We start from the raw sequence: 18,605 nt of genomic DNA, 5'->3' as shown, positions 1-18,605 counted from the left end.
ATACGTCGGGGCGCGCAAGTGGGATCACGATGACGGGGCGGACCCACGTGTTGCGGGCGGACCTCTCGGCGGGGACCGTCGAGCGCGAGCGCGTTCCCGAGCGGTGGCGACGCCGCTACCTCGGGGGGAAGGGACTCGGCGCGCGGTATCTCTACTCCGAACTCGACCCCGACGCGGATCCCCTCGGCGCGGCCAACGTGCTGGCGTTCTGCGTCGGCCCGCTGTCCGGGTCGCTGCCCGGAGAGACGCGGTACGCCGCCGTGACGAAGTCGCCGTTGACCGGGCTCTTCCTCGACTCCTACGCCGGCGGGACGTTCCCGGAGCGGCTCGCCGGCTCGCTCGAGGACTGCCTGGCGCTGCTCGTGACCGGCGCGAGCGACGAGCCCGTCCGGATCGAGCTCGAGAACGGCGAGGGCCGGATCCGGCCCTCGGCTGAGTGGGGAGCGGACACGGTCGACGCTGCTGCGGCGCATCCCGATTCGGCGGTCGCGTGTATCGGTCCCGCCGGCGAGGCCGAGGTCCGGTACGCGACGATCGCCTCCGACGCCGGCGAGCACCACGCCGGCCGCGGCGGCGCCGGCGCGGTGATGGGCGCGAAGGGGCTCAAGGCCGTGATCGCCCGCGGCGACCCCGCGAAGCCCCCGAGCGATGAGCTCGCCCGGCTCCGAGAGGAGTACGCCGAGCGATACGCCGACGCCGATACCGGACGCTGGCAGGCAGCCGGCGAGACGCTGGAGTCGATCGACTTCGCGGACGAGGTCGGCGCGCTCGCCACCGAGGGCTGGCGCAAGGGGACCTTCGAGGGGACGGACGCGGTCGGGATCGACGCGGCCCGCGAGGCGTCCGTCGGCCGCGAGAACCCCGATGACCCGGTTCCGGGCGGGTTCCGGATCGAAACCGACGACGGCGAGACCGTGCCCCGCGGGGCCACCCAGATGACGCTTGGGGCCGGGCTCGGCGTCGACGACTTCGACGCGGTGGCCGCCCTCGGCGGCTGCTGTGACCGGCTCGGGATCGACGTCATCTCCGCCGGCAACGCCGTTGCGTGGCTCGCCCGCGCGAGCGAACGCGGCGCCGTCGACGCGGCGATCGAGTTCGGCGATCCCGAGGCCGCCAGAGCCGTCATTCGCCGCCTCGCCGGGGTTTCCGCGACGGATTCGGCGTCGGAGCCGGCGGACGATATCGCGACGGACTCGGCGTCGGACTCCGCGGCGGACCCCGTCGAAAACCTCGATCCGGCGGTGATCGAGACGCTCCGGCTCGGGGTCGAGGCGGCCGCCGACCGGTTCGGCGTCGACGGGATCCCGACGGTCAAATCGATGGAGCTGCCGGCCTACGATCCCCGGGCTGCGGTCGGAATGGCGCTCGCGTACGCCACGAGCGACCGGGGAGGTTGTCACCGACGCGCGCGTCCGATCGAGCGCGAGGTGTTCGGCGCGTGGAGCGACGCCGACCGGATCGAGGCGGTGATCGCGGCACAGAACGCGCGGTCGCTGTCGTGGAGCCTCGTCGCCGACGACTTCGCGGGCGAGACGCTCCGGGGCGAGGACGGCGTCGCGTTCCTTCGGGCGCTCTCGAACGCGACCGGCCTGGCGTACCCGACCACGGCCGCGGAACTGGACGAAACCGGCGAACGGATCTGGACGCTCGTCCGGCTGTTCAACGCGCGGGAGGGGGCCGACCGGGCGGCCGACGCGCTCCCGGACGTCCTCACGGAACCGATCGCCGACGGTCCCGCCGCCGGCAGCCGGATCGACCCCGACGAGTTCGCGGCGCTGCTGGACGGCTATTATCGCGCTCGCGGCTGGGGGCGCGACGGACTTCCGACGCGGGAGACGCTCGACCGGCTCGGGCTCGCGGACGTTCGCGATCCCGACACTCCCGTCGGAACCCCCTTCGCGAACGCGTCCGAGTGAGCCTTCCGACGCCGCCGGAACGTGACCGGCCGCGCTACAGGCGCCGAGAACCGGATCAGGCGCCGCCGGCGACGGTGAACAATAACAGATTGTGCGCGCCGGGACCGAGCCCGACGGCCGCAATGAATCCCAACAGGAGGTAGCCCTCGGTCGGGTCGGCCTCGACGTAGTCGGCGAAGAGGACGACGATCCCGCAGACGAGCGCCAGCTTCACGAGCACGAACAGCCAGCCGACGCCCAGCGCCTCCGCCGTCGGGAGCGCGGCGGCGGCGTCCATGATCAGCCGCGAGAGCGGGGTTCGCTCGCCGAAGCCGAGAACGTCGACGCCGACGGCGGTCGAGACGGCGTCGAGCGCGTGTCCGAGGACGGCCAGCGCACCGACGCTGCCCGTAATTGATGCGCGGGGCACCAGTCTGACGAGTCCGACCCACGCGGCGGCCCCGACGACGATCGAGCCAACGAGCGCGATCGCCGGCCAGCGTGGCGTCAGGGATCCGCCGTCCGCGCCGACCGCGAGCGCCGTCGCGATCACCGGGAGCAGCGCGAGCACGCCGATCGCGGCGATCGCTTTGGGAACCCGGTTCGTGGCGACCCGGTCGGCGTCGTCCGTGTCCGCGTCCGGCTCCGCGTCCGCGGCGAGCGCGGCGGCTCCCGCGTCGATCGCGAGCCACGTCGCCCCCGCGAGCGCAGCGACCGAGAGGTAGACCGCCGGCGTGCCGGCCAGCGGGCGGACGGCGGGGGGCAGTCCGCCCATCACGTACAGCACGTGCAGACACGACCCGACGGCCATCCAGGGCGCGAACGCGACCACGTGTCGCTCGCTCACCGCCGGTCGCCGCCGGGCGATTCCCGCGGCGACGAGCGCGACGGCGACGAGCAGTCCGACGAGATGCGGGAGCGGGGGCAGCCCGAATCCCTCGGGGAGAAGCACCATACCTCGCCACCGGCGCGGCGATCGGAAAGCGTTTCGGTCGACCCCGAGCCCGATATCTTCAACTCTTTACGTGCGGATGCCGACGCCTCCGGTATGAGCCACCACGTTCTGCTGCTCGGAGCGCCCGGTGCGGGCAAGGGAACCCAAAGCAAGAAGCTCGCCGCGGAGTACGACCTCGAGCACGTGACGACCGGCGACGCGCTGCGCGCCCGGAAGGACATGGAGACCGAGTACGGCACGCCGCGGGAGTATATGGAGGCTGGGGAGCTCGTCCCCGACCCGGTCGTGAACGAGATCGTCGAGGCGGCGCTTTCGGACGCGGACGGCTACGTCCTCGACGGCTACCCGCGCAACCTCGAGCAGGCGGAGTACCTCTCCGAGATCACCGACCTCGATGCCGTGATATTCCTCGACGTCGACGAGGAGGTCCTCGTCGACCGGCTGACCGGCCGACGGGTGTGTGACGACTGTGGCGCGAACTACCACGTCGAGTTCGCCCCGCCCGAGGAGCCGGGCGTCTGCGACGACTGCGGCGGCGAGCTCGTCCAGCGCGAGGATGACACCGAGGAGACCGCCCGCGAGCGGCTCTCCGTCTACCGCGAGAACACCGAGCCCGTCATCGAACACTTCCGGCAGACCGGCGATCTCGTCGAGATCGACGGCGAGGCCTCGCCCGAGGAGGTCTTCGACCGCATCACGGACGTCCTCGAGGAGGAGTAGCTCCCGAGTTCCGTTCCGATCGGCCGGTCGTTTCGGCTCCGATCGGCCGGTCGTTTCGGCTCCGATCGGCCGGTCGTTTCGGCTCCGAACGGTCGGTCGTCCCGGCCTCGAGAGGTGAGCCGTCCTCGTCTCGATCGAGGAGCCGTCTCGGGGCCAAGCTAAAAGGTTCTTAACGGTCCGTTTCCTACCGCGTGACAATGAGCACGGTCGAACGGAAGGTCAGAAGCCTCGTCGCCGAGGACGACGGGATGCGCGAGGCGATCGAGGTCGTCCTCGAGCACGCCGCCGACGGCGAGGTCAAGTGGGTCGATGTCCGCGAGAAGATCTCGAGCGGCCAGTGGGGACGGCTGATCGAGAAGGGGATCCTCACGGACGGCGAGTCCGGCTTCGCGCTCGCCGACCGCGACGCGATCGAGGACGGCCTCGAATCGGCCGACGCGTCGGGATCCGGATCCGGATCGAGCGGCGACGTGGAGACCCCCGAGGGAACCTCCTGGTCGAAGTGGGACAAGGCTGCGGGGCTGGCCACCGTCGGCCTCTTCGCCGGCTACGCGTGGGCCCCGGTCCGGACGGTCATCGCGGGCGCGGTCGACGTCGTGTTCGGCCCGTTGATGAACCTCGTTCCCTTCTACGTCGTCGTGATGGTCGTCGCGCTCGCGACCGGCCTCTACTCGACGCTCCTGCGTGCGGGCCTGATGGACATGTCGAAGATGAGCCAGTATCAGGAGCGGATGAAGGACATCCAGGAGCGTCGCAAGGAGGCGAAACAGCGGGACGACCAGGAGGCGCTCGACGCGATCCAGGACGAACAGATGGAGGCGATGGGCGACCAGCTCGGGATGTTCAAAGAGCAGTTCCGCCCGATGGTGTGGATCATGTTCCTCACCATTCCGGCGTTCCTCTGGATGTTCTGGGCCGTCGGCTACCGCGGCTCCGAGGCCAACTACCAGATCGGCGAGCTCGTGATCCCGATCGCCGGTCGGGCCGTGGAGTGGACCGAGCCGATCCTCGGCCCGATCCAGATCTGGATCGTCTGGTACTTCCTCTGCTCGATGGCGTTCACCCAGATCATCCAAAAGAGCCTCAACATCCAGATGTCGCCGACGTCGGCGTAGTCGCCGACGCCGCACCCGGTTCGGTTCGTTTGTCGCTTTCGTCTCCGTTCGCCTCATTGTCGCCCGTTCGCCTCACTGTCGCCCGTTCGTCAGCCACGAGCGCCGCGTCTCCCCGCCTCCGAACGTCGGGCGTCCTCGGGAGACCGTCAGGCGGCCTCGGGAACGCGCTCGGGCGCGTGCTCCCGGATCAGATCGAGCACGCGCTCGACGCCGACGAACCCCTCCGCGAGCCGGTCGACGGGCGATCCGTCGACGAACAGAACGAGCGTCGGCACGCTCCGGACGTCGTATGCCTCCACGAGCGAGAGGTCGGTTCGCGGATTGACCGTCGCGACCGCGACGTCCGCCGCCCGGGCGACCGTCCCGAGAACCGGCTCGACGGACTGACAGAGGGTGCATCCCTTCGTGTAGAACTCAACGAGTGCGACGTCGTGCTCCGCGAGAAACGCGTCCAGCTCGTCGCCGGTGTCCAGGTCGATCGGTCGATCCCCGGCGGCGACGGCGTCGCCTGCGGCGGCGTCGCCCGTGGCGGTGGATGGGTCGGCGGTCATACGTGATCCGAGGGTCGCGACGCGGAAAGCCTCGTCGGGGGCCGGGACGACCGGTCACCGGCGACCGCAGATGCTCACGAGGTCGTGGAGGTCGTCGATCTCGTAGGTCGGGGTCCGGCTCAACTCGAACTCGCGGCGGTGCGGGCGGCGGATGAACGCGGAGTCGATGCCGGCGTTGTCGGCGGCCTCCAGGTCCGACTCGTTGTCGCCGACGAACAGCGCCGTCTCCGCCTCCAGGTCCTCGAGGGCTCGCTCGAGGTAGTAGGGTGAGGGCTTCTTCCGCGAGAGGCTGACGATTGACGGCTCCCGACCGTAGACGGCCTCGAAGCGTCCGGCGAGGTCGAAGTGGTCCAGCAGGAACTCGACGGTCGCCTGCTGGTTCGAGGAGACGACGCCCAGCGACGCGTCGAGGTCGTCGAGGACGCCGACGTCCTCGTAGGGCGTTTTCCGCCCCGCCCGCGCGTCGTCGATCTGCGCGTCGCTTGCGGTCCGGTCGCGGACGCGCCAGAACTCGCTCGGGTCGACGCCGTACCGCTCGCAGACGTCCGTCAGGGTGGCCGGCGTGACGCCGATCGCGAGGTCCTCGACGTGTGCGAGGTCGGGGTCCTCGACGCCGACGCTCTCGAAGGCGTTCCAGGCGGCCTCCCGGAGGGTATCGAACGGGGTCCGTCCCACGAGCACCCCGTCGTTGTCGAAGACGACAGCGTCGTACACGGCCGCTTTCGGGGCGACACGCCCAAAAAGGTTTCAACTCGTCGGGTCAGCCGGCCGGCGGGTCGTCGTCGATCGGGTTCGCGTCGTCGACCGGGCTCGTATCCTCGACCGAGCTCGCGTCGTCGACCGGATTCGCGTCCTCGACCGGAACCACGTCGACGACGGCCTCGTCGACCAGGCGCCCGAGAACGACGTGCGGAACCGACGGGAGCGACGTCCCGTCCCGCGTCTCACGTCGCTGCTCGGCCATCCGCTCCCGAACGACCGCAGCGATCTCGCGGGCGGTCGCCGCCGCGTCGGCGTCGTCGACCTTGTTGAGGAGGGGAATCGCGCACGCACCGTCGGGGACGCCGGCCAGTCCGCCCGCGGGGCTCGCGAGAACCGTGCCGACGAGTTCGGGGGTGACCGCGTCGCCGATCGCGACGTCGAGCCCCGCGCCGCGGGCGACGTCGACGACGCGCTCCGGTCGATGAACCAGGTCCTCGGTCAGCGGTTCGCCGACGACCGCGACGCTCGCGACCGGCACCACCACGTCGGCCGCGTCGGGGATCTGCGGCTCCGACTCGCCGGGCGCCTTGAACTCGCGGGTCCGTGCCCCGTCCGCCTTTATCAGGACGGGGCCGTCGTGGGAGTCGATGATGCGACTCACCGTCTCACGGTCGTAGCCGAGATACCGATCCTCGCGCTCGCGGGCCGGGACCAGCCCGAGCGGGAACTCCGGGTTCGGTTTGGCCGTTTCCGATCCCGCCGCGTCTGCTCCCGCCGCATCTGATCCCGCCGTTCCCGCCCCTGCCGCACTCCGTTCGAGTCGCTCGACCGGGTCCGGCGTGACCGAGACGGTCGCGACGTGCGGATCGAAGATCGGGATCCGAACGGTCGCGGTGACGACCGCGCGGTCGAGCCGGTTCGCGAGCGCGTACATCGTCGTCTTCTTGCCGCCCGCGCCGACGACCGCCACGGCGGCGCCGTCGGCCCGGAACGCCTCGATCGGATCCATCTCGTCCCGGCGTTCGCGTCCGGCGCCGAAAGGGATGTCGACGCCCGGTGACCGGTTCGCCACTCGGGCGTTTCGGCGGCTCTGTCGGGCGTCATTCGGGCGTTTCGGCGGCTCTGTCGGGCGTCACTCGGGCGTTTCGGTGGCTCTGTCGGGCGTCATTCGGGCGTTTCGGTGGCTCCGTCCGCTCCGCCGTTGTCCGTTCCACCGAGAAACGTCCGCAGGGCTTCCGCGCAGTCGACGCACAGCAACACCCGAAGCTCACCAGCCGGATCGAGGACGTCCACGGCGCCGAACTCCTCGCCCGGATCGATCGTCTTCCCACAGCGGACGCAGTCGTGTGGGCGGCGAAGCGTCACGTCTCGGACCCACCGCTCGCAGTCGCATCAATCCCGCGGATCCGTCATATGTGATCGTCCCACACGACAGAAAGGTTATTATCTCTCGATCCACTACGATCGGATGCCGCGCGGGAAACCCAAATCGTGTGCCTCTGACAACCGATTTTGGTTCGTCGTCCCCCCGACGATCCCCCCCGTCCGCGGCTTTTCGTGACCCCGTAACCGGCGAGCCGCCGGCTTCCAGCCGCCCGTGACGGGGCCGCCGTCCGGTGCCGGTACCGATTTACCCCGGCGGCCGCTACCGGTCGGTATGGACGCGGACGCGCTCGCCGACGAGCTGCGAAGCCACGGGGTCAGCGTCGAGTCGATCGCCGTCGAGGAGGGAACCGTCGACGTGACGTATCTGACCGCCTTCCCCGGCGAGACGGTCCCGAAACGGGAGGTCGGGCGGGCCTGTAACGCCCTCATCGACCTCGCCGACGAGGGTCGGTGGGAGCCGCAACCGGTGGAAGCAACGGTCGTCCGCGCGCCGGGCGACGTGCTCGGATGGTGGTCGGTCGATCCGGCGTGGATCGAGGCGATCGTGGCCGATGACCTCACCGAGACCGAGTTCTCGACGCGGGTGGTCGAGACGATCGACCATCCCGCCCCCGACGACGGTTCGGGGAGTGACGACCGATGACCCGGCGGATCCCCCGCAACCGGGCCCAGCGCGACCTCGACCGCCCGGCCCGCGAGCGCTTCGCGACCCGGACGCTGACCGCCGACTGCGGCGCCGGCAGCTGTCGCGGTCGCCTGTACCTTCCCTCCGCGACCACGGATCCGCCGGTCGTCGTGATGGGTCCGGAAGTCGGCGCCGATGCGAGCTTCGGCCTGCCGGCGATCGCGGAACGGTTCGCCGCGGCGGGCTACGCCGCGTTCCGGTTCGATTACCCGGGATTCGGCGAATCGGATGGCGACGACCAGCGGATCGATCCCGCGAGCCACCGCCGCGCGTACGCGGCCGCGGTCGACCGCGTCGGCGAGGTCGCCGACCTCGGGTCGTCGGTCGTCGCCTACGGCGCCGGCTTCGCGGCGGCACACGCCCTGTGGGTCGCCGGCGAGCGACGCGCGGTCGACGCGGCGATGGCGATCACCCCGATCCTCGACGGCGGCGCGTACCTTCGACGGCGCGGGCTCGGTCCGTTCGCCCGAGCCGTCGGGACCGGGCTCCGCGGCCGGATCGGCGACGCGATCCCGGGCGGCATCACCGGCGGTCGCACGGTCCCGATCGCTGGCGACGCCGAGGAGCGTGCGGTGGTCGCCGCCCCCGGCGCCAAGCGCGCGTATCTCGACCTCGTCGACCGGGACTCCGACTGGCGCAACGAGACGCCGGCCGGCTCGCTGCTCTCCATCGCCCGGACCGACCTCGGCGACCGCCTCGCCGACGTCCGCGTCCCGACGCTCGTGCTCGCGGGCGCCGACGACGCGCTCGCGCCCGCCGAGTCCGTCGCGTCGGCGGCCGACCGGCTCCCTCGCGGGACCTACGTCCGGCTCCCGGCCGACCACTGGTCGATCTACAGCACCGACTTCGAACCCGCGGTCGGCCACCAGCTGGCCTTCCTCACCGACGTCTTCGAGGACTGACCTCGCCGTCCCTCGCCGACGTCGCCTTCCCTCCTCGCCCGCTTCCTTGTAAGCCGACGCGACGCCCGTTCCGGTCGCTTTTAAGCAGACACGACGCCCGTCGCGCGCCCTTTTGAGTCGACGCGACGTCAGTTGCCCGCTCCCTTTTAAGCCGACGCGGGACGATCGACCGCGTATGACCGTGGTTGCCCTGCTGAGCGTCGCGCCCGTGATCGAGGGAAGCATGTCCGAGGAGGTCGCGGCGGCCGTCGCCGCCCTCGACGACTTCCCGGTGAGCTACGAGACCAATCCGATGGGGACGGTGATCGAGGCCGACGACGTCGGGACGCTGTTCGATGCGGTCGAGGCCGCACACACGGCGGTCGACGCCGACCGCGTCTCGACGGTCCTGAAGATCGACGACAAACGGGCCGTCGACGCTCCGGCCGCCGAGAAGGTCGCCGCCGTCGAGGAGCACCTCGGCCGCGAGGCGAGGCGGGAGCACGGGTCGGAGTCGGACCGATCGAGGTAGGGCAGAGTAGGGTGGGGTCGGGTAGTTCACACCGCCTCCGTGTTCGCGGTTCCGCCGGCGTCGGCGCTGCCCTCGGGGTTTCGGACCGTGACCTCGAAGCTCGTCGTTCGCAGCACGGTTTCGGATTCGCCCTCGTGACCGGCCAGGTCCGCCCGAAGGACCACGTCGAGGACGGTCGCGGCCGTCTCCCCGGCCTGCAGCGTCGCGTCGCTCAACGCGTCGCTCGTCACGGCGTCGCCGATGGCGGTCGCGTCGAGCCGTTCGAGGGTGAGCGAGAGGGCGCCGGCGACGTCAGCGAACCCGCTCGTCCCGTCGACGGGGGTCGCCTCCGCGATCGGGCCGGGCGTGTCCGTGGCCGTGGTCAGCGTCTCCTCGACGATCGTGTCCACGCCGGCGTCGTTCCCGACCGCGACCGTGACGTCGATCGTCCGCACGCCGCTCCCGAAGTCCGCCCACTCCACGTCGATCGCCGGCGTGAGATAGACCGACTCGATCCGGCCGTCGTTGCTGACGACCGTCGGCGTGTCGCCGGCCTCAAGCGCCGCCGGATCGCCGTCGATCGCCGCGCTGGCGGTGGTTGACCCCGCCGTCAGGAGGGCGCCGCCGGCTGCCGACGCGCCGAGCACGCCGGCTGTTCCGGCGAGGAGCGACCGTCGGGAGACTACCGAGCTCGGGCGTCGGGTGAGTTCGTCGAACATCGTGGCGCGGACTGCGTCGGTATCCGGGATAAACCTCCGGCGGCGGAACGGTCACTGCTGACGGGGCGGGATGATCGGGATCCCGATGCGACCGTCGCTTGATAAACCCCTTAGGCGAGGAGGACGCAGGACCCGTATGGACAGCATCAATCGGACCGCGATCGAGCTCGTCGACGAGGCGCTCGAGTTCGCCGGCGAGCTCAAGATCCAGCCCCACGAGCTGGACGACGAGGCCACCGTCATCGACTTCGGCGTGGCGGCCGACGGCGGCATCGAGGCGGGCATCCTGCTCGCGGAGGTCCAGACCGCCGGCCTGGCAAACGTCACGACGCGGATGGGCCGAATATCGGGGACGCCCCGTCCGTACGTGGAGGTGACGACCGACCATCCCGCGATCGCGTTGCTGTGCTCCCAGAAGGCCGGCTGGGAGCTCTCCTTCGACGACTTCGAGGGGCTCGGATCGGGGCCGGCCCGTGCGCTGGTGGGTCGCGAGACCGAGTTCGAGCGCGTCGGCTACTACGACGAGTCCGAGTTCGCCACCCTGGCGGTCGAGTCGGCGACGCTTCCGGACGCGACGGTCGCCGAGCACGTCGCGGACCTGGCCGGCGTCGACGCCTCGGGCGTCTTCCTGCCGACGTTCGCGACCGGATCTGTCGTCGGATCGGTCACGATGGCCGCCCGCGCGCCGGAGCTCGCGATGTTCCGGCTGCTCGAGATCGGCTACGACCCGACCGACGTCCTCACCGCCGCGGGCTCGGCGCCGGTCGCCCCGGTGAGCTACGACGAGGACGTCGCGATGGGGCGGACGAACGACGCGCTCGCGTACGGCGGCGAGGTCTACCTCCAGGTCGCCCGCGACGACGACCGGTTCGACCAACTCGTCTCCACCGTCCGCGACGACTACGGCACCCCCTTCATCGAGGTGTTCGAGGACGCCGACTGGGACTTCTATGACGTCCCCGAGACGGTGTTCGCGCCCGCCAGCGTCACCGTCGACGTCGTCGACGGTCCCACCTACAGTCACGGGGGCACCGACGAGACGATGCTCGCCGAGTCGTTCGGCATGACCGACACCGCCGGACACGGCTTCGAGTAGCCGGTCCGCCCCGATACCGCCGATGCGTTTCAAGATGCTTCCCGCACCGCCCGCCGACCTCGACCGCGTCCGCGAGGCGCAGCGGGCGGTCCCGCTCGTGCCCGGCGACGAGCAGGACTGCTGTGCACGGCTTCAGCGCCGGCTCGGGTTCCCGAGCCGGGACGTGTCCCGCACCTGGCTCACCTTCCTGCGGGCCCTCGAGTTGGCGCGGGAGACCGACGCCGGCTTCTCCCGAACCGACCGCGAGCCGACCGTCGAGCACCTCCGGAGATCGTTTCTCGACCACGTGCTGCTCGCGCCCGAGACCCTCGCGGCCGTCGCGGCGGTCACGACGGGCGGGGAGGATGATGCCTCAACCGCGGAGATGGATACCGACTCGACCGCGGAGACGGATGTCGACTCGACCGCAGAGACGGACGTCGACCCGACCGCGCAACGCGGCGCGTCCGTGGACGCGGTCTTCGGCCGGATCCGCGAGGCCGTGCCGACCTACGAACACCACAAAAACCCCGACACGTGGGAGTCGATCTGGCGTGATCGGACCGCCGACCTGCTCGGCTGGCTGGCGCTGCTCGGGTTCCTCGAGTCCGTGGACGTCGACGCGGATGATGCGGCCGATGCCGGCGCGGATGGCGTCGCCGACGCGGGTGATGCGGCCGACGGCGACCGGTACGTCCTCACCGACCGCGGCCGGGCGACGCTCGACGCCGAGGGGTGAGGGTCCGGCTCCGCAGGTGCGCTCGCGAACTCCCGGTCGGCGACGTGGCAAGGCTTTTGCCACGCGCCGGTGAGTGTCCGCGTATGGGACGATTCGAGGGGCGTCGGACCCCCGAAACGGTCGAATACGAGCCGGCGAGCGTCAAGGACCTGCTCGTCGAGATGAAGGACACCGCGGAGCTGCTCATCGACCTCTCGTACTCGGCCGTCCTCCACCAGAGCACCGACGTCGCCCACGAGGTGCTCGAGCTCGAGCACAAGATGGACGTCCTCCAGATGCGTGCCCGGATGAGTCTGATGCTCGCCGCCCGAAATCCGAACGAGGCGGAGCAGCTCGCGCCCGTTTTGGGCGTGATCGCCGGCGCGGACAAGATCAGCGACGCCGCCGGCGACATCGCGAAGATCGTCTTGGAGGAGATCGGCCTTCCCGACGCGATGCGGGGCGCCCTCTCGGAGGCGGTCGAGCTGCTCGTCCGCGGGACGATCGCGGAGGGATCGCCGTACGCCGGGCGGACGCTACAGGACATCGACCTCGAGTCGGAGACCGGCGTCCGGATCATCGCGATCCGTCGCTCCGACGACTGGATCCTGAATCCCGGGCCGACGACGACGCTGTGTCCCGACGACGTGGCGATCTTCCGGGGCCCCGAGGCGTCGATTCCGGACGTCCACGAGGCCGCGACCGACGAGCCCTACGTGGCCGAGGATCCGGTCGAGCCGGACGTCTCGGACCTGGAGCGTGCGGTCGACTCCATCGTGTTGATGAAGAACCTCTCGGAGCTCGGCGTCGACCTCGCCTACGGGTCGGTGCTGTTCGACGCCGAGGAGCTGGCCGAGGAGGTGAGCAACCTCGAGGTCGAGGTGGACGCGCTCCAGTCGCGCTTCGAGGCCTGGACGTTGCGGGCCGCCCGGGACGCGTCCGATCCGGTCGCGCTTCGGGGGCTCATCCACCTGGGCGTCGCGACCGAAGTCATCTCCGACGCCGCGGTGGAGATCACCGAGGGGGTCCTCCGCGACCTCGAGGTCCATCCGGTCGTGGAGCTTGCGGTCAAGGAGTCCGACGAGATCATCACGCGCACGACGATCGAACCGGACAGCGACCTCGAGGGAGCGGTGATCCGCGAGGGCGTCCCCGAGACCGACATCTCGACGAGCGTGCTGGCGGTCCGCCGTCCGGGCGAGGGCTGGCTCGTCGGTCCGGACATCGACACCACGCTGCGGGCCGGCGACGTGTTGATCACGAAGGGCACGCGCACGTCGGCCGCGGAGTTCTCCGACCGGGCGGCCTAGCGGGCGCTGGGCGGTGAGGCTGCCGCTCGATCCGGGTCCGTCCCCTACTCGAGCCGGACGAAAAGCGCCTACCCGAGCCGGAACGAGGGCTCGTCGGCGTCGCCGTCGAGGTCCTCGAGCTGGATGACCTCCTCGTCCTCGTCCTCGAGCTGCTCGCGGAGGTAGGTGACGTAGCGTTTGTGCTCCTCGAGCTGCTCGCGGAGGTGGTCCGCCTCGAGCTCCAGGCGCTCGTGTTCGCGAATGAAGCTCTTGGGCACCTCCACCTTCGGCGGGAAGGAGTCGTCGGCCTCGCCGGTGCCCTCGAGTTCGTGTTCGGGGACGACCCGGACCTTGCCGTCGTGGGCAACCAGCGTGTCCACGTAATCGCGGAACACGGCGGACAGCGAGATGTCGCGCTGCTCGGCGATCTCGCGGAGGGTCTCGAAGGCGTCCTCGTTGACGCGGAACGAGATGGTCTTGTTCTTGTTGCCCATCACCGGCTAATGGTCGGTCCGTTCACTTAAGCGTTTGTCAGACGATGCCGTGAGACGGCCGAAATCGACCGGCACGGTCCGGAGAACGCTCGGACGCGGCCGTCGACGCGCCGTCGGACGTCACGGACGGTCGCCGATCCCCGACCTACTAGGTCGCTCGTGGCGTGTGTACGGGATATGCGCGAGCACGCTCGCCGGACGACCGCCCTCGTCCTCTCGATGCTGTTCCTCGCGGGCGCCGTGACGGCCCCCGCCCTGGCGGGCGGTGCGTCGGCCGCAGCGACCGACGCCTCACCCACCGCGACGTCCGGCGCGGCGGAGGCGGTGACTGATTCGCCAGCGCCGGCGGCGACGACCGCCACGATCCACGTCCGGAACCACCTTCGGCAGGTCGCTCCCGTCGGCGAGTACGGCGTCCGGACTCGAGTCGAGATCCCGGACCGCGTGGTCGAACTCCGGCTCCGGATCCCCGACCGCGCCACCGACGTGTCGGCGGACGGATTCACTCGTGAGAACGCGACGACGTGGACCTGGGACGGGCGAACCGAGCGTCCGAGCCTGGCGTACCGGATGCCCGCCAATCGGACGGTCGAGGACGGGGGGCCGCTCCAGGGGGAGGGCAGCTACCTGTTCGTCGACGCCGGCGAGTGGGCGATCGTGAACCCGCCGCAGGTCCAACTCCGCGCGCAGTCGGTCGCTCCCGTCCGATTCGAGCGCGGGAACGTCGTCGCCGGCGAGGGCGTCGCGAGCGACTCGATGGCCTATCTCGGCCCCTTCGAGGAGCACGTCAGGTCGGCGAACGGCCAGCGGTTCCGACTGATCGTTCCCGAGCGTGCCGAGCTGGCCTCCTCGCCGGATGCGATCCTCGGAACGCTCGGCCACGCCTCCGGCGCGCTTCGGGTCGGCGACCGCGACGCCGAGGTGTTCGTGATCGCCGCCCCGACGAGCGACGTCGGCTGGGGCGTTCGGGGACTCCAGAGCGGACCGGCTGATATGTGGGTTCGGGACGCGGAATCGGTCGACGCCGCGACGGACGTCTGGACCCACGAGTACGTCCACACTCGACAGGACTACCGGACGACCGCGTCGGGTCGATGGACGGTCGAGGCGGTGGCGACCTACTACGCGGCCCTGCTCGCGCTCGAGCGCGGCGACGTCGACTTCGCGACGTTTCAGCGGACCCTTCGGCAGGGGGAGCGGGACCCGCAGGCCGGCGCGACCCTCTCACAACCCGCCACCTGGCGCAACGACGCGAACTACTGGAAGGGCGCGCTCGTCGCCGGCGAGATCGACCGTCGGATCCGGCTGGCGACCGAGGGCGAGGACGCCTTCACGAGCGTGCTGCGGGAGCTGAACGCCGCCGAGGATCCGGTCACGAACGACGACGTCCTCGCGGCGGTCGCCGCGGCCGGCGGGACCGACGTCCGGACGTCGGCGCGGACGTTCACGACGACCGACCGAGCGCCGACCGCCTGGGACCGCGACGCCCACGACGCCGCGTTCGGGACGCTGCCGGCCCGGATCGGCTACTCGATCGCCGACCCCGACGCGGTCCGCGTGACCGGAGCCTACCGCAACCGCACGGTCGATCGAGACCCGGTTCGGCTCGTCGTCGGCGAGACGCTCCGTCTCCGGGTGTCCGTCTCGAACGACGGCGGCACGGCCGGCGACTACGACCTCGCCGTCCGGGTCGACGGCGACGCGGTGGCGACGAGAACCGGGCGACTCGCTGCCGGCGGGAGCACGGTCGAAACCGTCGAGCACCGGTTCGAGGACCCCGGCACGCACGACCTGACGGTCGGCGGGCAGTCGCTTCAGGTGTCGGTGATGGACCCCGCCTCGGTGAGCGTTCACGACCTGGCGGTCGATCCCGGGACGGTCGCCCGCGGCGAGACGGTCGCCGTGACCGCCGTCGTCGAGAACTCGGCGCCGATCCCCGCCGGCGGCTCGCTGACGCTCCGGGTGAACGGCGAGGCGGCCGAAACGCGCGAGATCCGCCTCGACGCGGGCGAGCGGAGCGAGCTTCGGTTCGAGGTCACGCCCGCTGAATCCGGCGAGACGACGGTCGAACTCGGCGGGGAACGCGTCACGCTCACGGTCACGGAGGCCGGAACCGGCTCCGCTCCCGGCGAGTCCACCGCCGGCGACGCTCCTGCTGACGACTCCGACGGTCCCGGCTCCGAACCGATCCCGTCGACCGACGAGGGGATTCCGGGATTCGGATCGACGGCTGCCGCGATCGCGCTGCTGCTCGCGACGACGCTGTTCGCGGCGCGTACGCGGCGACGGTAGGGACGGGCGGACTCCGGATTATTTAAAAGTGGTATCCGAAGCGTTTAACGATTTAAAAGGGTGCTTCGGGTCCCTCGTCGTCCGGATCCGGACGGCTCGAGGCGCCCCCGTCGTCCGACCGGGTATCGACCGACTCCCCGTCGGTCGACCCGGAGCCGAGCGCCGTCGCCTCGAGCGGACCGTCCCAGGCCTCGAGCCCGCCGCGGAGGCTCTCGACCGTCGCGTCGGCCGTGCCGGCGTACGACGTGATCAGGTCGGCCGCCTGTTGGCTGGCGATCCCGTGGGGGCAGACCGTCACGATCCGGCTCGCGCCGGATAGCTCCTCGACCCGACTCGTCAGCTCCGGAAACGGGACGTTCCGGCTGCCGGGGATGTGGCCGCGGTCGAAGGCCCGCTTCGACCGGACGTCGACCACGACGAGCGACTCGCCCGTCGCGTCGGCAGCAGTCGCGTCGTCGGGCGAGTCGGCGGCGGCCTCATCGGCGGCGGATCGGTCGGTGACGGTCGCGTCGGCGGCGGTCTCGAGCAGCGCGGCGAGTTCGTCCACCTCGATCTCCGCGCTCATACTTACGGGAGCGGGCAGAGGCTCGCGGTCAGGACGGCCCGGTCGTCGGACTCGTTGCGGGCGCCGTGGACGGCCCCGCGCTCGTTGTGCACGACGCCGGGCGCCTCGATCCGCTCCGTCTCGCCGTCGCGGACGACGGTCGGGGTCCCCTCGAGGACGTGAAAGACGTTCGTGGCGTCGCCGTGTTCGTGCGGCGTGATCTCCCCGCCCGGGGCGAGGACGAACGCCTTCACCAGCACGTCGTCGGTCACGACGACCTCGGCGGTTTCGACCTCCCCGCGGTCGGGATCGAGGTCGGCGATCGCGTCGGCGTATCGGTCGAGGCTCATACGTGTCATCGATGCACCCCGACGGATAAATACCGTCGGCTCGCCGGCGGGACGGACGGCACGAAAAGCGGAACGAGGGAAACTGACGGGACGAAAACGGGGGACGAGGTATGGCCGGGGCGGGCTCCGAACCCGCGATCTCCGCATCGCCCAGGTCCGAGGCTCGGCGGGGCCCCGGCGGGGTCGCGGACGCTTCCAAGGCGACTGCCGCACCGAATCTCTGAAACCCTATGAGTGCGGCGCTATGTCCAGCTAAGCCACCCGGCCGCAGTTGCACGTACCGGGATGAAACCCTTTAACCTTCCCATCCGCGGGCGGTTTGCGACCGCGAGACAGGGGTCGCGGCCGCGGATCGCCGTGAAGCGACCCGCGGATTTATACCCGGCGCGGCGAATGCATTCGCAAATGAGTCTTCCCGACCTGCTCGCATCGGCAGTCGGCGAGGAGGACGTCGCCGCCCACGTCGACCTCGGCGGCGAGGACGCCCTCGCGGTGACGCCGACACGGACGCTCGTCTATCGGTCCGACGGACTGCTCTCGGACGAGACCGTCGAGACGTACCCACACGGAGCCGAGCGGGTCGACGTCTCCGAGGGCCGCCGCAAGACGAAGATCACCCTCGACCGCGGGCTCGACGGGGAGGAGACGATCACGATCCCGGCCAAACGAACCGACGACGCCCTCCACCCGATCCTGGCGGGCGTGCTCTCGGCGGCCGGGGTCACCGACCCGGGCGAGTCGGTCATCAGCACCTTCCGCTTCTCGGAGCTGACGCTCATCATCACCAGCGACCGGCTCGTCAAACACATCGGGTCGGTCGTCTGGGACGAGGAGTTCGAGGAGTTCCACTACGAGGACGTCACCGACCTCGGCTTCGAGGAGGGAACCGTCGCGACCTCGGTCGTGCTCACCCTGCAGGACCGCCAGGAGCGGTTCAAGACCCCGAACGAGTCGGCCAGGGAGGTCCGGGAGACCCTGACCGACGCCGTCTGCGGCTACCACGGCGTCGAGAGCCCCGCGGAGCTGCGGGCCGTTCGTGAGCAGGAGGCCGAGGCGGAGGCGGCGGACGCGGACGCCGAGGCGAGCGCGGACGGCTCGCCGGACTTCGGCGTCGGCGTGGATCCGCTCTCGGCGTCGCCGGCGGCCGATGCCGAGGCGGACGCCGAGACCGACTCCGGGACCGACGCCCCGATGGAGTCGATGGGCAGAAACGGGGACGGTGAGACCCAGTCGGCCGGATCCGGGGACCCGCTCGCCCCGGAATCCTCGGACACGGCGTCGCGCGCGACCACTACCGACCGCGCCGGTGCCGATGCGTCCGATTCGACGGCGTCGGAGGAAACGGTACCGGCGTCGTCGGAACGTGGTGCCGGGTCCTCACGATCCGGATCCCGGCAGGCCGGGTCGGCGAACGCCACGATGAACGCCACCAGTGAAACGGGCGACGGCGCGGCGGCACGTGGGGACGCCGACGGCGATCGGTCCGCGCGCGACGCGGACGCGTCCGGCGAGACCGCCGCGATGGACGCCGACTTCGGCGATTCCGGATTCGAACCGGCGGGGGTGACGGACGACGACCTCGCCGAGGAGGTCGCCGCGCTGCGCGCCGCCGTCGAGAAACAGGCCGATCGACTCGACGAGCAGGCCACGCTCATCGAGCAGCTGATCGAGGAGCTTCGGCGCGGCCGCTGACGGCAGCTGCTCCATCGGAATCGTCCGCTCG

The 18,605-nt window shown here is 70.8% G+C and carries 20 protein-coding genes and 1 tRNA gene; 11 read left to right on the top strand and 10 right to left on the bottom strand.

Features of this window, described 5'->3' with window-relative positions:
• The first annotated feature begins 29 nt into the window (after positions 1-29).
• A complete protein-coding gene (locus BLV25_RS11215; RefSeq protein WP_092733260.1) occupies positions 30-1,916 on the top strand; it encodes an aldehyde ferredoxin oxidoreductase family protein in 1,887 nt (628 codons plus the stop codon).
• A 55-nt stretch (positions 1,917-1,971) separates the two neighbouring features.
• On the opposite strand, the gene BLV25_RS11210 is transcribed toward BLV25_RS11215, so the two are convergent.
• On the bottom strand, positions 1,972-2,850 hold the full coding sequence (locus BLV25_RS11210) for a DUF63 family protein (RefSeq protein ID WP_092733257.1): 879 nt from the start codon (positions 2,848-2,850) through the stop codon (positions 1,972-1,974).
• Between the two features lie 93 nt (positions 2,851-2,943).
• Between BLV25_RS11210 and BLV25_RS11205 the strand changes: the two genes are divergently transcribed.
• Together BLV25_RS11205 and BLV25_RS11200 are read left to right on the top strand one after the other, a co-directional pair.
• Entirely contained in the window at positions 2,944-3,570 is a 627-nt protein-coding gene (locus tag BLV25_RS11205) for an adenylate kinase (RefSeq protein ID WP_021073252.1), read from the top strand.
• Positions 3,571-3,767: 197 nt separating this feature from the next.
• Positions 3,768-4,685 carry a DUF106 domain-containing protein gene (locus tag BLV25_RS11200; RefSeq protein WP_021073251.1) on the top strand — a complete coding sequence of 306 codons (918 nt, stop codon included), beginning with the start codon at positions 3,768-3,770 and terminating at the stop codon, positions 4,683-4,685.
• A gap of 146 nt (positions 4,686-4,831) precedes the next feature.
• On the opposite strand, the gene BLV25_RS11195 is transcribed toward BLV25_RS11200, so the two are convergent.
• The 4 genes from BLV25_RS11195 to BLV25_RS11180 all read right to left on the bottom strand — a co-directional run bounded on the left by BLV25_RS11195 (position 4,832) and on the right by BLV25_RS11180 (position 7,303).
• On the bottom strand, positions 4,832-5,236 hold the full coding sequence (locus BLV25_RS11195) for a thioredoxin family protein (RefSeq protein WP_092733254.1): 405 nt from the start codon (positions 5,234-5,236) through the stop codon (positions 4,832-4,834).
• A gap of 54 nt (positions 5,237-5,290) precedes the next feature.
• Positions 5,291-5,950, bottom strand: coding sequence for an HAD family hydrolase (locus BLV25_RS11190; protein WP_021073249.1), 660 nt, complete (start codon positions 5,948-5,950; stop codon positions 5,291-5,293).
• A 46-nt stretch (positions 5,951-5,996) separates the two neighbouring features.
• The gene (gene yqeC / locus BLV25_RS11185; RefSeq protein ID WP_092733454.1) at positions 5,997-6,947 is read right to left on the bottom strand and encodes a selenium cofactor biosynthesis protein YqeC; all 951 of its coding nucleotides are present in this window, start codon (positions 6,945-6,947) and stop codon (positions 5,997-5,999) included.
• A gap of 155 nt (positions 6,948-7,102) precedes the next feature.
• Positions 7,103-7,303 (bottom strand): hypothetical protein, encoded by a 201-nt coding sequence (locus BLV25_RS11180; protein ID WP_092733251.1) that lies wholly within the window; start codon positions 7,301-7,303, stop codon positions 7,103-7,105.
• 292 nt (positions 7,304-7,595) lie between these two features.
• Here BLV25_RS11180 and BLV25_RS11175 point away from each other — a divergent pair, with 292 nt between their 5' ends.
• From BLV25_RS11175 to BLV25_RS11165, 3 genes are all read left to right on the top strand, one after another.
• Complete coding sequence (locus BLV25_RS11175; RefSeq protein WP_092733248.1) at positions 7,596-7,967, top strand: hypothetical protein; 372 nt, start codon at positions 7,596-7,598, stop codon at positions 7,965-7,967.
• Positions 7,964-8,911 carry an alpha/beta hydrolase gene (locus BLV25_RS11170; protein ID WP_021073245.1) on the top strand — a complete coding sequence of 316 codons (948 nt, stop codon included), beginning with the start codon at positions 7,964-7,966 and terminating at the stop codon, positions 8,909-8,911. The genes BLV25_RS11175 and BLV25_RS11170 overlap by 4 nt, the downstream gene beginning before the upstream one ends.
• A 175-nt stretch (positions 8,912-9,086) precedes the next feature.
• Positions 9,087-9,422, top strand: coding sequence for an MTH1187 family thiamine-binding protein (locus BLV25_RS11165; RefSeq protein ID WP_092733245.1), 336 nt, complete (start codon positions 9,087-9,089; stop codon positions 9,420-9,422).
• A gap of 26 nt (positions 9,423-9,448) precedes the next feature.
• Here BLV25_RS11165 and BLV25_RS11160 read toward each other — a convergent pair whose 3' ends face one another.
• Positions 9,449-10,120 (bottom strand): hypothetical protein, encoded by a 672-nt coding sequence (locus BLV25_RS11160; protein ID WP_092733242.1) that lies wholly within the window; start codon positions 10,118-10,120, stop codon positions 9,449-9,451.
• Between the two features lie 136 nt (positions 10,121-10,256).
• Between BLV25_RS11160 and mch the strand changes: the two genes are divergently transcribed.
• The 3 genes from mch to BLV25_RS11145 all read left to right on the top strand — a co-directional run bounded on the left by mch (position 10,257) and on the right by BLV25_RS11145 (position 13,223).
• Complete coding sequence (gene mch / locus BLV25_RS11155; protein WP_021073242.1) at positions 10,257-11,216, top strand: methenyltetrahydromethanopterin cyclohydrolase; 960 nt, start codon at positions 10,257-10,259, stop codon at positions 11,214-11,216.
• A gap of 34 nt (positions 11,217-11,250) precedes the next feature.
• Positions 11,251-11,934, top strand: coding sequence for a hypothetical protein (locus BLV25_RS17470; RefSeq protein ID WP_176819480.1), 684 nt, complete (start codon positions 11,251-11,253; stop codon positions 11,932-11,934).
• An 83-nt stretch (positions 11,935-12,017) separates the two neighbouring features.
• The gene (locus tag BLV25_RS11145; RefSeq protein ID WP_021073240.1) at positions 12,018-13,223 is read left to right on the top strand and encodes a potassium channel family protein; all 1,206 of its coding nucleotides are present in this window, start codon (positions 12,018-12,020) and stop codon (positions 13,221-13,223) included.
• Between the two features lie 68 nt (positions 13,224-13,291).
• On the opposite strand, the gene BLV25_RS11140 is transcribed toward BLV25_RS11145, so the two are convergent.
• Positions 13,292-13,696, bottom strand: coding sequence for a ribbon-helix-helix protein, CopG family (locus BLV25_RS11140; RefSeq protein ID WP_021073239.1), 405 nt, complete (start codon positions 13,694-13,696; stop codon positions 13,292-13,294).
• Between the two features lie 177 nt (positions 13,697-13,873).
• On the opposite strand from BLV25_RS11140, the gene BLV25_RS11135 reads away from it, so the two are divergent.
• Positions 13,874-15,988 carry a CARDB domain-containing protein gene (locus tag BLV25_RS11135; RefSeq protein ID WP_092733239.1) on the top strand — a complete coding sequence of 705 codons (2,115 nt, stop codon included), beginning with the start codon at positions 13,874-13,876 and terminating at the stop codon, positions 15,986-15,988.
• Positions 15,989-16,040: 52 nt separating this feature from the next.
• Here BLV25_RS11135 and BLV25_RS11130 read toward each other — a convergent pair whose 3' ends face one another.
• From BLV25_RS11130 to BLV25_RS17465, 3 genes are all read right to left on the bottom strand, one after another.
• The gene (locus tag BLV25_RS11130) at positions 16,041-16,553 is read right to left on the bottom strand and encodes a rhodanese-like domain-containing protein (RefSeq protein ID WP_092733236.1); all 513 of its coding nucleotides are present in this window, start codon (positions 16,551-16,553) and stop codon (positions 16,041-16,043) included.
• 2 nt (positions 16,554-16,555) lie between these two features.
• Positions 16,556-16,882 (bottom strand): cupin domain-containing protein, encoded by a 327-nt coding sequence (locus BLV25_RS11125; protein ID WP_021073236.1) that lies wholly within the window; start codon positions 16,880-16,882, stop codon positions 16,556-16,558.
• Positions 16,883-16,993: 111 nt separating this feature from the next.
• Positions 16,994-17,149: transfer RNA gene (locus BLV25_RS17465), tRNA-Met, on the bottom strand.
• Between the two features lie 138 nt (positions 17,150-17,287).
• On the opposite strand from BLV25_RS17465, the gene BLV25_RS11115 reads away from it, so the two are divergent.
• Positions 17,288-18,574, top strand: a complete 1,287-nt coding sequence (locus BLV25_RS11115) for a DUF7115 domain-containing protein (RefSeq protein ID WP_092733233.1) — start codon at positions 17,288-17,290, stop codon at positions 18,572-18,574.
• The last annotated feature ends 31 nt before the right edge of the window (positions 18,575-18,605 follow it).

Origin of the sequence: Halopenitus persicus, from assembly GCF_900107205.1 — an archaeon.
GTDB lineage: Archaea > Halobacteriota > Halobacteria > Halobacteriales > Haloferacaceae > Halopenitus > Halopenitus persicus.
Note: the sequence above shows the minus strand (reverse complement) of the source record. Positions and strands in the feature narration are given on the sequence as shown.